This window comes from Brachymonas moutaii (nom. illeg.), from assembly GCF_049977365.1.
Taxonomy (GTDB): domain Bacteria; phylum Pseudomonadota; class Gammaproteobacteria; order Burkholderiales; family Burkholderiaceae_C; genus Brachymonas.
On the sequence record NZ_JBNGEN010000006.1, the window covers coordinates 51,220 to 64,963 of the forward strand.

Sequence of the window (13,744 nt, forward strand, 5' to 3'; positions counted from 1 at the left end):
ACTGCTCTATAGGAGAAGGGCGCATCCCCTTGCCGAATCAGGCCTGGGGCGCAGCCTGGTAGCCCTCTTCGGTGATGGCGGCACACAGGGCCTGCGGATCGGCCGAGGTCTTGACCTCGACCAGATTGGCGGCTCGGTCGATATGGACTTCGGCCTGGGCATCGAGCTGGTGAATGGCACGGGTCACGGCTTTCTCGCAGTGGCCACAGGTCATGCCGGTGACCGTCAGACGAAGGGCTTCGCTCATGGATATCTCCTCAACAGAAAACGACGAAAAATGAAAACCACGCATCAGTCTCCACCTTGCCACCATGGCAAGGTCAAGGTCAAGACACAGCCCGCCTCCGGGCAGGGGAGATGCCATCGGGTTGACCTTTCCCTCATGGCAAGGTCTAGCCTCTGCGCTGTCGGGGCTCCTCCCACGCCAGGAACCGGGCTTCCATTCTCCCCTTTCCGGCCGGACCCCCTCCCGCTTCCTCTTTTTCCCCCTGCATCGCCATGAACAGTTCCTCTCGTCCTCCCACCCCCGCTCCCGTCCCTGCACCGACCTTTCCAACCCACTCCCCCGACGGCGCGGCGCAGTGCACCCTGGACATCGGCATCGACGGCATGACCTGTGCCTCCTGCGTGGCCCGCGTCGAACGGGCCCTCAAGAAGGTCGACGGCGTGGCGGATGCCAATGTCAATCTCGCCACCGAAACGGCCCGGGTCACGCTCACGCCCGCCCTCGCGCATACGGCCTCCTCGCCCACGCAGGCCCCGGCCGCGCTGCTGCGAGCCATCCGCAACGCCGGCTATGTGCCCCGCGCCCACGCCGGGCTCCAGCCGCTGTCGCAGGAGCGGGTATTCGGCATTCCACGCGATTTTCTGCCTGTGCTCGCAGGCCTGATCCTGTGCATCCCGCTGGTGGCCCCCATGCTGGCCATTCCCTGGCTGGGCAGCGAGCGCGCCCACATGCTGGTCCCCGTGTGGCTGCAGTTCCTCCTCGCCACCCTGGTGCAGTTCACTCTGGGCCTGCGCTTCTACCGCGCCGCATGGCATGCCCTCCAGCAGCGCACCGGCAACATGGAACTCCTGGTTGCCCTGGGCACTTCCGCAGCCTGGCTCCTGTCCGTCTGGCTGTGGATGCGCCACGGCATCACGATGCCTGTGCACGGCGACATGCCCATGGCATCCGGCGGCCCTGCCACGGAGACGGCTCCCCATGTGTACTTCGAGAGCTCCGCCGTGGTCATCACGCTGGTACAGCTCGGCAAGTGGATGGAAGGCCGCGCCAAGCGCCAGACCACGCAGGCCATTGCAGCGCTGCAGTCGCTGCGCCCGGATGTCGCCCACTGGCTCTCGCCGCTCGACGGCGAACAGGACGTTCCCGTCGCCGAGCTCATGCTGGGCGACACCATCGTCGTCAAGCCCGGTGAACGCATCCCGGCAGACGGCCTCGTCCGAAACGGCGCAAGCCAGGTCGATGCCAGCATGCTCACGGGAGAACCACTCCCCGTCGAGGTGTCTGCCGGAGACCGCGTGACCGGAGGCACCCTCAACGGCGATGGCGTGCTGCAGGTGGATGTCCGAGCCACCGCCTCCGAAAGCGTGCTCGCCCACATCATCCGGCTCGTCGAGGACGCCCAGGCCGCCAAGCCTCCGATTCAGAAACTCGTCGACAGGGTGGCGGCCGTGTTCGTGCCCACCGTGCTTGCAGTGGCCACCATCACCTTCGTGGGCTGGCTGCTGGCAGGGTTGCCCATGGAACCGGCTCTGCTGCGTGCCGTCGCCGTGCTGGTCATCGCCTGCCCCTGCGCACTCGGCCTGGCCACGCCCGTCGCCATCATGGCCGGCACCGGAGTCGCCGCACGCGCCGGCATTCTCATCAAGGACAGCATTGCACTCGAACGCGCCCACCAGGTCCGTATCGTCGCCTTCGACAAGACCGGCACCCTCACAGTCGGCGAGCCCCGGCTCGCCGCCACGCTGGATCTGCACGCCACTGCGTCCTCGTCCGCACCTTCCGTCCTTGCCATCGCTGCGGCACTGCAGGCTGGCAGCACCCATCCTCTGGCACATGCCATCCTGCTCGAAGCCCAGAAACAGGCGGTGACGGCGGCAGAAGGAGCGCATGCGCTCCAGACCACACCGGGTCGCGGCATCGAAGGCCGCATCGGCGACACCCTCTGGCTACTCGGCAGCCTGCGCTGGATGCAGGAACTCGGTGCAGCGCTCGATGCTCCTGCCTGCAGGGACTTCATTGCGCACTGGCAGAGCCAGGGCGCCACACTGTCCGCCCTGGCGCTGCGCTCCCATCCCGATGCTCCCGTGCAGCTGGCGGCACTCTGGGCCTTTGCAGATCACCCGAAACCCGAAGCTGCCAGCGCCGTGCACACTCTGCAGTCCCGCGGCATCCGCACGGTGCTCATCAGCGGCGACAACCGGGCCGCTGCCCTGGCCCTGGCACAGCAGGTCGGCATTCCATCCGACGCGGTCCATGCCGACGTCCTTCCCGGCGACAAGGCCCTCACCATTGCGCACCTGCAGCACCCTGCACGGGCAGGCGATGCACCGCAGGTCGTCGCCATGGTGGGCGATGGCATCAACGACGCTCCTGCCCTTGCACAGGCAGATGTCGGAATGGCCATGGCCAATCCACAGGGAGGTACCGACGTTGCCCTCCATGCGGCCGATGTCACCCTGATGCGTGGAGATGTACGGCTCGTGGCCGCAGCACTCGATGTTTCCAGAGTCACCGTCCGCAAGATCCGCCAGAACCTGTTCTGGGCCTTTGCCTACAACGTGGTCGGCATTCCACTCGCGGCTTTTGGCTACCTCAACCCCATGCTCGCCGGTGCCGCCATGGCACTCAGTTCCGTTTCCGTTGTCAGCAATGCGCTCCTGCTTCGTCGATGGAAGCCGTTCTGACAGCCCGTTTTCTTTCTGACTTCTTCCCGAACCGGACCGCGAGGTCCGGTTTTTTTTTGCTCTCTGCTCCTGACCGACTGCAGCGAGCGTTCTGCCTGCTCAAACGCCGTTTTTTGCCCTGAGCCCATTGTAGGCAGTCCGTTCCTTGCGGTCAGCCCCCTCGTCCTGCAGGCAGCCGGGAAAGTTGTCCAAGGTCTTTTTCTGTATTTTGATATATCAGTAGTGGTAGTAAATAGAAGCCCGACCGTTTCTGTGGATAACTGCATTTTTCTCAATTTCCGCGCGCAGTTGGAGAAAAAAAATCCCTGTGCAGCTCCGCCGTCGCGCCCTGTGCACGAACAGACCACAACCTGAGCACGTCCCCGCTTTCGGTGCACAACTCCTCATTTGCCCGCAAATTGCCCACAAGGTTGTGCCTGCACATTTTTTTTGGATGTTCTGTTGTTCCTGTGGCGTGCCGGCATCGAAATGCCACAGCGAAGGGGCCGGTGCTTCACAAAAGGTTCCCCGATCGCCCATGCGGGCAGCAGCAGGAGGGCGCGACAGGAGCAGAGGGGGCCGATAGAATCGGAAGCCTTGGGCAGGACGTGGAACAGCCTGGGTTCTGCTGTTGTCTGTGATCCAGTGGGCAGGGGCTGTCTGATCCCTGAAGTGAGCGAAAAAACCGGTCCTGCATGGCAGGCTGTTCTGGGAACTCTGTGAGCTCTGGTCAGGAAAGGGCACTGCAGCTTTCCCGTGCCGTCATGCGCGCATTCGGCCGGCGGAACGCCAGGCCAGGCTGTGAACGGGCCCATTACCTTCATATTTCGTATTGTGAAATATGAATGTGATTTTTCCACGTCTTTTCTGGATTGCCATGGTGTCCATGGCGTCCGATTGCGCGCTGGGCGCTCAAGCGCGTGCACCACGCCATTTCTTTGAATCTGTGGAACCCGTGGCTTCCGGAGCCAGGTTCCCGATGCCGTTCCCGATGCCCTGTCTGTCAGGGATGCATCGCACGGCGTGAAGGGGAGTCATCCGTGATCTATCCGGAGCAATTTGACGTCATCGTGGTCGGTGGAGGCCATGCTGGGACCGAAGCGGCCCTGGCCTCGGCGCGCATGGGGTGCCGCACCCTGCTGCTGACCCACAACATCGAGACGCTGGGGCAGATGAGCTGCAATCCCAGCATCGGTGGCATCGGCAAGGGGCATCTGGTCAAGGAGGTGGATGCACTGGGTGGGGCCATGGCTCTGGCCACGGACGAAGCCGGCATCCAGTTCCGCATTCTCAACAGCAGCAAGGGGCCCGCCGTGCGTGCGACCCGTGCGCAGGCAGACCGCCTGCTGTACAAGGCCGCCATTCGCCGCATGCTGGAAAACCAGCCCCATCTGCAGCTCTTTCAGCAGGCAGTCACTGATCTGGTGGTCGAAGGCGACCGGGTGACAGGCGCCGTCACTCAGGTGGGCATTACCTTTCGCGCCCGGGCGGTGGTGCTGACTGCCGGCACCTTTCTGGATGGGCGCATTCATGTGGGGCTCGACAACTACCAGGCTGGACGGGCAGGGGACCCGCCGGCCGTGGCACTGTCGGCCAGGCTCAAGGAACTTCAGTTGCCACAGGGGCGGCTCAAGACCGGCACGCCTCCGCGCATCGATGGCCGGACCATCGACTTCAGCCGCTGTGAAGAACAGCCCGGTGACGGCATGCCCGGCAGCCCCAATCCCCATATGCCTGTCTTCAGCTTCATGGGCCAGGCGCGCATGCATCCTCGGCAGCTGCCATGCTGGATCACCCACACCGACGCGCGCACCCACGAAATCATCCGCAGCGGGTTCGACCGCAGCCCGATGTTCACAGGACGCATCGAAGGGGTGGGCCCCCGGTACTGCCCGAGCATCGAGGACAAGATCAACCGCTTTGCGGACAAGGACAGTCACCAGATCTTTCTGGAGCCCGAGGGGCTGACCACCCATGAGTTCTATCCCAACGGCATCAGCACCAGCCTGCCATTCGACATTCAGCTGGCGCTGGTGCGCAGCCTGCCGGGTCTGGAACAGGCCCATATTCTGCGTCCGGGCTATGCCATCGAGTACGACTATTTCGATCCGCGCAGTCTGACCGACAGCTTCGAAACGCGCCAGATCAAGGGCCTGTTCTTTGCCGGGCAGATCAACGGGACCACAGGCTATGAAGAGGCCGCAGCCCAGGGATTGTTTGCCGGACTGAATGCCGCCCTGCAGTGCAAGGGGGAGCCGGCCTGGCTGCCGCGTCGGGATGAAGCCTATCTGGGCGTGCTGGTCGACGACCTGATCACCAAGGGAGTGACCGAACCCTATCGCATGTTCACGAGCCGCGCGGAGTTCCGTCTGCAGCTTCGTGAAGACAATGCCGACATGCGTCTCACCGAGACCGGGCGCCGGCTTGGACTGGTGGACGATGCGCGCTGGGATGCCTTCAACCGCAAGCGCGATGCGGTTTCACGTGAAACACAACGGCTTCGGTCGACCTGGGTGCATCCACAGACCCTGCCGGCGCATGAGGCTGAGGAGGTGCTGGGCAAGGCCATCGAACGCGAATACAACCTGGCCGATCTGCTTCGTCGCCCTGAAGTCGGTTACGCTGACCTGATGCGCATGCAGGGCGGACGTCATGCGAATCCCGAGATTCCTGTCAATGTTTCACGTGAAACAGAAGAGGGGGAAGCCCTTTCCCAGCTCATCGAACAGGTGGAAATCGGCATCAAGTATGCCGGCTATATCGATCGGCAACGGACCGAGGTCGAGCGGGCTGTCAGCTACGAAACGCTGGAGCTGCCCCGTGATTTCGACTACATGCAGGTGCCAGCCCTGAGCATCGAAGTGCGGCAGAAACTCAATCGCCACCAGCCTGCCACTCTGGGGCAGGCATCCCGCATCAGCGGGGTGACGCCAGCAGCCATTTCGCTGCTGCTGATCCATCTGCGCAAGTCGCGCAAGGATTTTGGAGTCCAGGCATGACATCTCCTGTTTCGCGGAATGGTGCAGTCGTCTCTGCTTCGCAGCTCGATGCCCGGCTGCGGGCGGGGCTGGATGCCATGGGCCTCTCGCTGGAAGAAGAGGGGGTCGAACGGCTGCTCGCTTATCTGGATCTGATGGGCAAGTGGAACCGGGTCTACAACCTCACGGCTGTGCGGGATCCCCTGGAAATGCTCACCCACCACGTGCTCGACAGCCTGAGCGCAGTGCAGCCTCTTCGGCGTCATCTGGGACAGACGCAAGGTCAGCCCCAGTTGCTGGATGTCGGTTCGGGCGGAGGCTTGCCAGGAGTGGTGTTTGCTGTCTGTCAGCCCGACCTGCGGGTTGACTGCGTGGACGCCGTGGGCAAGAAGGCTGCCTTTGTGCAGCAAGTGGCGTCTGCGCTGCAGTTGCGCAATCTGCGCGGTCTGCATGCACGGGTCGAGCAGGTGCGTGAGGTCTATGACGTGGTCAGCAGCAGGGCGTTTGCATCGCTGGCGGACTTCACGGCCTGGTCGCAGCAGACCGTGGCTCCTCAGGGTGTCTGGCTTGCCATGAAAGGGCGGCGACCCGACGAGGAAATGGCTGCATTGCCGTCCACGGTCGAGGTGTTTCACGTGGAACCATTGCAGGTGCCACAGCTCGATGCCGAACGCTGCATCGTCTGGATGCGCAAGAAATCCTGAAGCCGATGGCAGTCGGCAGGCGGACTGCCGGTTCCGGCATGGAGACGTGCTGGCTACAATTTCGATTTGTTTTGTGAGCGAGCAAGCATATGGCCAGAATTTTCTGTGTGGCGAATCAGAAGGGCGGAGTGGGCAAGACCACCACCGCGGTCAATCTGGCCGCCGGCTTGTCCAAGATCGGTCAGCGTGTCCTGTTGGTGGACCTGGATCCGCAGGGCAATGCCACCATGGGGTCGAGTGTCGACAAGCGCACCCTGCAGCCCAGCGTGTACGACGTGTTGCTGGAAGAGTGCAGCGTGAGCGAGGCCCGTGTGCATCCCGAGCGCTGCGGCTATGACGTGCTCGGAGCCAATCGGGAGCTGGCCGGAGCGGAAGTGGAACTGGTCGATCAGGATCGTCGCGATCGTCGTCTCAAGACAGCCCTGGAGGCTGTCGATGCCGATTACGACTTTGTGATCGTCGACTGCCCTCCGGCGCTGAGTCTGCTCACCCTCAATGGCCTGTGTGCAGCCGACGGGGTCATCGTGCCGATGCAGTGCGAATACTTTGCCCTGGAAGGGCTGACCGATCTGGTCAATACCATCAAGCAGATCCACGCCAACCTCAATCCCAAGCTCAAGGTCATTGGCCTGCTGCGGGTCATGTTCGATCCGCGCATCACCCTGCAGCAGCAGGTGAGCGAGCAGCTCTCCGAGCACTTCGGTGACAAGGTCTTTCATACCGTCATCCCGCGCAATGTGCGGCTGGCCGAGGCGCCCAGCTATGGAGTTCCGGGCGTGGTGTTCGATCCCTCGGCCAAGGGCAGCAAGGCCTTCATCGCCTTTGCCGACGAAATGGTCGAGCGCGTCCGCGCCCTCTGAAAGCGGGAGCGACGTACATGCACGATACAGACTCCCCGGCCTTCCGGGTGCTGACCCTGCCAGGGTGGCAGGGCAGTGGGCCGGAGCACTGGCAGAGCCGGTGGGAACGGCTGCATGGCTGCGTGCGCGTGGCCCAGCACGATTGGCAGCATCCCCTGCGGGGTGACTGGATGATCCAGCTGGAAGAGGCCGTGCTGGCATCTCCTGTTCCGGTGGTGCTGGCAGCCCACAGTCTGGGCTGCATTCTGGTGGCGGCATGGGCCGCCCACAGCCAGCAGGTGGCGCGGGTTCGGGCGGCTCTGCTGGTGGCTCCGGGCGATGTCGAGCAGCCAGCCCTCAGCTTCCTGCATCCAAGCTGGCGTCCCATCAGTCGGCAGCGGCTGCCTTTTGCCAGTGTGCTGGTGTCGAGCCAGGATGATCCCTACTGCAGTCCTGCCCGTGCCCAGGAACTGGCGCAGGGCTGGGGAAGTCGATGGGTGGATGTGGGCGCGCGCGGACACATCAACGCCGAGAGCGGCCTGGGCGACTGGCCCGAAGGATATGCCTGGCTGCAGTGGCTCATGGGGCAGGGGCAGGAGCCCCACCCGATCAACAAGGAGTAAGCCCTCGATGGCAACGAGCAAACGCAAGAGTGGGCTGGGGCGTGGACTGGAGGCCCTGCTGGGCCCCAAGGTCATGGACACCCCGGTGAGCGAAGATTCCCATGCAACGGCGGATGCCGTGCAGCCGCCGACCGTGCTTGCGCTCGACCGGATGGTGCCCGGGCAGTATCAGCCGCGCACGCGCATGGATGAAGGCGCTCTGTACGAGCTGGCCGAGAGCATCAAGGCCCAGGGCATCATGCAGCCCATTCTGGTGCGGCAGCTGGTTCAGGGCGACATGGCAGGACGCTACGAGATCATTGCCGGGGAACGCCGGTTCCGTGCTGCCCGTCTGGCAGGGCTGGCCGAGGTGCCGGTGCTGGTGCGCGATGTGCCCGACGAAGCTGCCGCCGCCATGGCACTGATCGAGAACATCCAGCGTGAGGATCTGAATCCGCTGGAAGAGGCGCAGGGGCTGCAGCGTCTGGTGGGCGAATTCGGCCTGACCCATGAGCAGGCAGCCCAGGCTGTGGGCCGCAGCCGCAGCGCTGCCAGCAATCTGCTGCGTCTTCTGCAGCTCGCCGAACCGGTGCAGACCATGCTGATGGCTGGCGATCTGGACATGGGGCATGCACGGGCGCTTCTGAGCCTGGACAAGGCCGAGCAGATCACGGCTGCGCACCAGATTGCAGGCAAGAAGCTTTCCGTGCGAGAGGCGGAAAACCTCGTGCGCCGCATGGGCAGCATGCAGGGCGATGCTCCGGCCCGGACTGCGCCCGAAAAATCCGGTGATGTGCGCAGGGTCGAGGAGGAGTTGTCCGACCTGCTGGCGGCGCAGGTCGAGATACGCATCAGGAAGCAGGTGCGCCGCGGAGGAAAGAGCGACCAGGCCGGAGAGCTGGCCATTCAGTTCGGCTCCATCGACTCGCTCAACGGGCTGATCGACCGGCTGCGCCTGCTGGCGCAGGATGCCGCCGACTGATTTATTTGAAATAAAATGTAATCTAACGGTGAGTGAACCCATTGGCCGGTGCCTTCGGGGGCAAGGGCTGCAGGCTGCATGGAGGGCGACCCTGCGCGGGGGGAGCTACGGCATAATCTGGAACCATTGTCTTTCCCACCGTGGTATCGCCATGCACGTTTCGGATTCTTCCGCGGGTTCTGTCAGCACTCCGCCCGGTTCCTCACGCAACGCCGCCTTTCTCGCGGCGTTTTTCTTGATCTGCGCATGCGTGCCCTGGCTCAATCCGTTTGCGGGAGGGGCCATGACGCCGGCCATTCCGCTGCTCACGGGCTGGATCTGCATTGCGATGCTGTTCACCGTGTTTCCGGCCCGGCGCTGGACGCCGGGCGCTGCGGTGCTGGCGGCAGTGCTGGTGGTGCTGTGCGCAGTCGGTGTTGCGGCGGATCAGCCCTGGCAGCTGCTGGCTTTCGGGTGCACGGCCATGGCCGCTTCCGCCGTGGTGGGGGCCCGCATGGCGCAGGATGCGGACAGCGCCCTGGATCTGCCGGAGGCGGGGGAACTGTTCATGCGCCACGGCATCACCCTGATTGCCTGGAGCTGGTTGCTTGCCGGCCTGGCCAATGCGGCCATCGGATTGCTGCAGTATTTCCAGAACACGGCCTGGCTCGGCGACTGGGTGAACCATGCGCCGCGCGGGCAGGTGTACGGCAACATCCGGCAGCGCAACCAGTACGCCACGTTGATGAACATCGCGCTCTGGGCGCTCTGGTTCGTGTGGCGGGAAGGCAGTCTGCAGCGCCTTGCAGCCCGGTGTCTGCCCCGCACTGCGCAGCAAGGCACTGCCGCTCTGGGCGCAGGGGTGCTGGCCTGGCTGTGCATGGTGCCGCTGGGCATCTGTCTGGCCCTCACGCTGTCGCGCACCGGGTTCATGCAGCTGCTGTTCCTTGCGGTGCTGCTTGCGGGCTGGACGTGGCGTTTCGATCGCGCGCGCATGGCGCGTGTCGGGTGGTGGCTGGCTGGCCTGATGGCTGTCTACGCCCTGGCCGGATATGTCATGCCGATGCTGGCGGGCATGACGGACATCTGGGTGCGCCTCGAAGGCAAGGACAGCCGCGCCTGCATCAGCCGCACGGTGCTGTGGGGCAACGTGCTGCAGCTGGTGGCGCAGAAGCCGCTGACCGGCTGGGGCTGGGGCGAGCTCGATTACGCCCATTACTATGCCGACTATCCCGGCATGCGCTTCTGCGAAATGCTCGACAACGCCCATGATCTGCCCTTGCATCTGGCCGTTGAACTGGGCGTGCCGGCCGCCCTGGCTTTCTGTGCGCTGGTGGTCTGGGGAGTGGTGCGCAACCGTCCATGGAGCGAGGCCCGGCCCGAGCGGCAGCTGATGTGGGGGGTGCTGGGAGCGATTGCCATCCACAGCCTGCTCGAATACCCCCTGTGGTACGCGCCCTTCCAGCTGGCCTGCGGGCTGGCCCTGGGGGTGCTGTGGACTACGCGCAGTGCATCGCCCCGGGCGTCTGCAGCTGCCGGGGAAGCATCCTTGCTGTGGACGCGCGTCCTGCCGCAGGGGCCTGTGCTCATGGCCCAGCTGCTCGTGGCATGCGCCATGACGGTGGCATTGATCTATGCCTGCTTTGATTTCGTCCGCGTCACCCAGCTCTATACCGACGCGGAAGAACGCATGCCGCCCTTCCGCCAGAACACTCTGGCCCAGGCCAGTCGCACCGTGCTGTACCAGAACGCCGTGCATTTTGCCCAGCTCACCACCGAGCCGCTCACGCCCGAGAATGCCGCCGTGCAGCTCGCGCGTGCCCAGGATCTGATGCACTACAGTCCCGAGGCACGGGTGGCCGAGCGCATTGTGGAGTCCCTGCGCATGCTGGGCCGCGATGCGCAGGCCGATGCTGCCGAACGCCATCTGGCACAGGTGTACCCGCAGGAATATGCCCACTGGAAGAAGAAGATGGAGGGCGATGCAGCCGAAGAGGCATCGGGCGACGAAGGAGAGGCCCTGACCGATGACGCCAGCGCAGCGACACAGGAGTCTGGTGGCGCTTCCGGAGCGCAGGAGTAAGACGGGCACCGGCTGCGGGAGCCCGTGCCAGTGTGCGCAGGCGTTCCGCGCGCCTGTTTCCTTGCCTTCGCTCCCACCCCTTACAATAGATTTTCTGCATGCGGGAGATACCGGCGGCACGGCACGTGTCTGGCTCGGGCTTTCGCATCGTGATGTTCACTACAGGAGTATGTCCGTGTTTCTGATTTCCGACGCGTATGCGCAGGCAGCCGCGCCTGCCGGAGCCGCTGCTGGCCCGATGGGGTCGATCATGTCGTTCCTTCCTCTCGTTGCCATGTTTGCGGTGCTGTACTTCATCATGGTGCGCCCGCAGATCAAGCAGAACAAGGAACGCCGCTCCATGATCGATGCCCTGGCGCCCGGCGATGAAGTGGCTACCCAGGGCGGTCTGATGGGTCGCGTCACCAAGGTGCGCGACGACCAGGTGGATCTGCTGCTGGCACAGAACGTCACGGTGCATGTGCAGAAGCATGCGGTCGTGCAGCTGCTGCCCAAGGGCACGCTGAGTCTGTGAATGGTGCCGCCCCGTTTCCGGGGCGGCAGTCACATGGAGATGCCCCGTGGCCTGGTTCTCCGTGTCCGGAGGTGCATTCGCCTGGAGGTGGATGCACTGCAGGGGGCGGGACCATCTTCACGGTATGGTGGCCGCGCAGCGGGTGCAGAACCCATGCGCGGCATTTGTGTTTGACGGACAGGCTCGACGGGGAGGCGCCTTCTGCGGAAGCGCTCTCCGGGTCGGCCACCGTCAGTTGTTGGAAAGACGCTTGCCATGAACCGTTATCCGGTCTGGAAATACGCCATCATGCTGGTGGCGCTGCTGGTGGGGCTGATCTACACCCTGCCCAACTTCTTCGGCGAGGCGCCGGCGGTGCAGGTGTCGCCGGCCAAGTCGGTGGTCAAGGTGGATCCGTCCGTGCAGGACAAGGTGAAGGCGGCCCTGGCGGCTGCCCAGCTCAGTCCGGACATGACCACGGTCGAGGCCGATTCGATGCGGGTGCGCTTCACCTCCACCGATGCGCAGATCAAGGCGCGCGACGTGATCGAGAAGACGCTCAACACCGATCCCACCGATCCCTCCTACGTGGTGGCACTCAATCTGGTGTCCCGGTCGCCTGCCTGGCTGACGGCGCTGCATGCAGCGCCGATGTATCTGGGGCTGGACCTGCGGGGGGGCGTGCACTTCATGCTCCAGGTGGACATGAAGACTGCAGTGTCCAAGCGGCTCGACACCATTGCCGGCGACGTGAAGGCGCTGCTGCGCGACAAGAGCCTGCGCTATGACGCCGTGGCCCGTGCGGGAGACACCGTGCAGGTGAACTTCGCCGATGCCACTGCGGCCGAAAGTGCCAGGAACGCCATCGAAGACGCGATGCCCGACATGCAGGTGACGCAGGGGACGGCTCCGACCGGACAGGTGCAGCTCGTGGTGGGCTACAAGCCGCCGGCACTCGTCAAGTTCGAGGAGCAGGCTCTCAAGCAGAACATCATGACCCTGCACAACCGGATCAACGAGCTGGGCGTGGCCGAGCCGGTGATCCAGCAGCAGGGGCTCGACCGTGTGGTCGTGCAGCTGCCGGGCGTGCAGGACACGGCCAAGGCCAAGGAAATCCTCGGACGCACCGCGACCCTTGAGGTGCGCATGGTCGACGAAAGCACCGAAGGCCATGCTGCAGAAGCCGGCAGCGGACCGGTGCCCTTCGGCAGCGAGAAGTTCAATGACCGCAGCGGCCACCCGGTGATCGTCAAGAGCCAGGTGCTGCTGACGGGTGAGAACCTGACCGACGCGCAGCCCGGCTTCGACAGCCAGACGCAGGAACCCACCGTCAATCTCACGCTCGACAGCAAGGGATCGACCATCTTCCGCAACGTCACGCGCGACAACGTGGGCAAGCGCATGGCCATTCTGCTGTTCGAAAAGGGCAAGGGCGAAGTGGTGACTGCTCCCGTGATCCGTACCGAGATCGGCGGCGGACGCGTGCAGATCAGCGGGCGCATGAGCACGCAGGAAGCAGCCGATACCTCGCTGCTGCTGCGCGCCGGTTCGCTGGCCGCTCCCATGGACATCGTCGAGGAACGGACCATCGGCCCGAGCCTTGGGGCTGACAACATCAGCAAGGGTTTCCATAGCGTGGCCTGGGGCTTCCTGGCCGTGGTGGTGTTCATGATCCTGTACTACCACCTGTTCGGGCTGTTCTCGGCGCTGTCGCTGGCCATGAACCTGCTGCTGCTTGTGGCCATTCTGTCGATGCTGCAGGCCACGCTCACGCTGCCCGGCATGGCGGCCATGGCGCTGGCGCTGGGCATGGCCATCGACTCGAACGTGCTCATCAATGAGCGCATCCGCGAGGAGCTGCGCAACGGCGTGTCGCCGCAGGGGGCCATCCAGGCCGGCTACCAGCATGCCTGGGCGACGATTCTGGACTCGAACGTCACTTCGCTCATCGCGGGTCTGGCCCTGCTGACCTGGGGCACGGGGCCGGTGCGCGGCTTTGCCGTGGTGCACTGCCTGGGCATCGTGACGTCGATGTTCTCCTCGGTGTTCTTCTCGCGCGGTCTCGTCAATCTCTGGTATGGACGCAAGCGCAAGCTCAAGAGCCTGTCGATCGGTACGGTGTGGAAGCCTGCGGCCTCGCATACCGATTCGCTGGCTGCCCTGGCCGACAAGCGCGTGGACAAGGAGTAAGCGCC

At 64.3% G+C, this 13,744-nt stretch carries 10 protein-coding genes; 9 read left to right on the forward strand and 1 reads right to left on the reverse strand.

The window, feature by feature from the left end:
- Positions 1-37: 37 nt before the first annotated feature.
- Positions 38-247: a heavy-metal-associated domain-containing protein gene (locus tag ACP2WS_RS08110; RefSeq protein ID WP_374493297.1), complete on the reverse strand. Its 210-nt coding sequence runs from the start codon at positions 245-247 to the stop codon at positions 38-40.
- A 251-nt stretch (positions 248-498) separates the two neighbouring features.
- On the opposite strand from ACP2WS_RS08110, the gene ACP2WS_RS08115 reads away from it, so the two are divergent.
- The 9 genes from ACP2WS_RS08115 (at position 499) to secD (ending at position 13,739) form a co-directional block, all read left to right on the forward strand.
- Positions 499-2,910 (forward strand): heavy metal translocating P-type ATPase, encoded by a 2,412-nt coding sequence (locus ACP2WS_RS08115; protein ID WP_426460340.1) that lies wholly within the window; start codon positions 499-501, stop codon positions 2,908-2,910.
- 1,019 nt (positions 2,911-3,929) lie between these two features.
- On the forward strand, positions 3,930-5,888 hold the full coding sequence (gene mnmG / locus ACP2WS_RS08120; protein ID WP_426460341.1) for a tRNA uridine-5-carboxymethylaminomethyl(34) synthesis enzyme MnmG: 1,959 nt from the start codon (positions 3,930-3,932) through the stop codon (positions 5,886-5,888).
- Positions 5,885-6,571, forward strand: coding sequence for a 16S rRNA (guanine(527)-N(7))-methyltransferase RsmG (gene rsmG / locus ACP2WS_RS08125; RefSeq protein WP_426460343.1), 687 nt, complete (start codon positions 5,885-5,887; stop codon positions 6,569-6,571). Before mnmG ends, rsmG begins: the two co-directional genes overlap by 4 nt.
- An 89-nt stretch (positions 6,572-6,660) precedes the next feature.
- Positions 6,661-7,431 carry a ParA family protein gene (locus ACP2WS_RS08130; RefSeq protein ID WP_374493288.1) on the forward strand — a complete coding sequence of 257 codons (771 nt, stop codon included), beginning with the start codon at positions 6,661-6,663 and terminating at the stop codon, positions 7,429-7,431.
- A 17-nt stretch (positions 7,432-7,448) separates the two neighbouring features.
- Positions 7,449-8,033, forward strand: a complete 585-nt coding sequence (locus ACP2WS_RS08135; protein WP_374493286.1) for an RBBP9/YdeN family alpha/beta hydrolase — start codon at positions 7,449-7,451, stop codon at positions 8,031-8,033.
- Between the two features lie 7 nt (positions 8,034-8,040).
- Complete coding sequence (locus ACP2WS_RS08140) at positions 8,041-8,994, forward strand: ParB/RepB/Spo0J family partition protein (RefSeq protein WP_426460344.1); 954 nt, start codon at positions 8,041-8,043, stop codon at positions 8,992-8,994.
- 250 nt (positions 8,995-9,244) lie between these two features.
- On the forward strand, positions 9,245-11,056 hold the full coding sequence (locus ACP2WS_RS08145) for a PglL family O-oligosaccharyltransferase (protein ID WP_426460345.1): 1,812 nt from the start codon (positions 9,245-9,247) through the stop codon (positions 11,054-11,056).
- 238 nt (positions 11,057-11,294) lie between these two features.
- Positions 11,295-11,570 (forward strand): preprotein translocase subunit YajC, encoded by a 276-nt coding sequence (gene yajC, locus ACP2WS_RS08150; protein ID WP_426460412.1) that lies wholly within the window; start codon positions 11,295-11,297, stop codon positions 11,568-11,570.
- Positions 11,571-11,825: 255 nt separating this feature from the next.
- Positions 11,826-13,739, forward strand: coding sequence for a protein translocase subunit SecD (gene secD / locus ACP2WS_RS08155; protein WP_374493279.1), 1,914 nt, complete (start codon positions 11,826-11,828; stop codon positions 13,737-13,739).
- Positions 13,740-13,744 lie beyond the last annotated feature (5 nt).

What these genes read in the sequence shown, in the direction of transcription:
- ACP2WS_RS08110 (WP_374493297.1), bottom strand. Translation starts at nt 247, where the DNA reads ATGAGCGAAGCCCTTCGTCTGACGGTCACCGGCATGACCTGTGGCCAC.
- ACP2WS_RS08115 (WP_426460340.1), top strand. Translation starts at nt 499, where the DNA reads ATGAACAGTTCCTCTCGTCCTCCCACCCCCGCTCCCGTCCCTGCACCG.
- rsmG (WP_426460343.1), top strand. Translation starts at nt 5,885, where the DNA reads ATGACATCTCCTGTTTCGCGGAATGGTGCAGTCGTCTCTGCTTCGCAG.
- ACP2WS_RS08130 (WP_374493288.1), top strand. Translation starts at nt 6,661, where the DNA reads ATGGCCAGAATTTTCTGTGTGGCGAATCAGAAGGGCGGAGTGGGCAAG.
- ACP2WS_RS08135 (WP_374493286.1), top strand. Translation starts at nt 7,449, where the DNA reads ATGCACGATACAGACTCCCCGGCCTTCCGGGTGCTGACCCTGCCAGGG.
- ACP2WS_RS08140 (WP_426460344.1), top strand. Translation starts at nt 8,041, where the DNA reads ATGGCAACGAGCAAACGCAAGAGTGGGCTGGGGCGTGGACTGGAGGCC.
- yajC (WP_426460412.1), top strand. Translation starts at nt 11,295, where the DNA reads ATGGGGTCGATCATGTCGTTCCTTCCTCTCGTTGCCATGTTTGCGGTG.
- secD (WP_374493279.1), top strand. Translation starts at nt 11,826, where the DNA reads ATGAACCGTTATCCGGTCTGGAAATACGCCATCATGCTGGTGGCGCTG.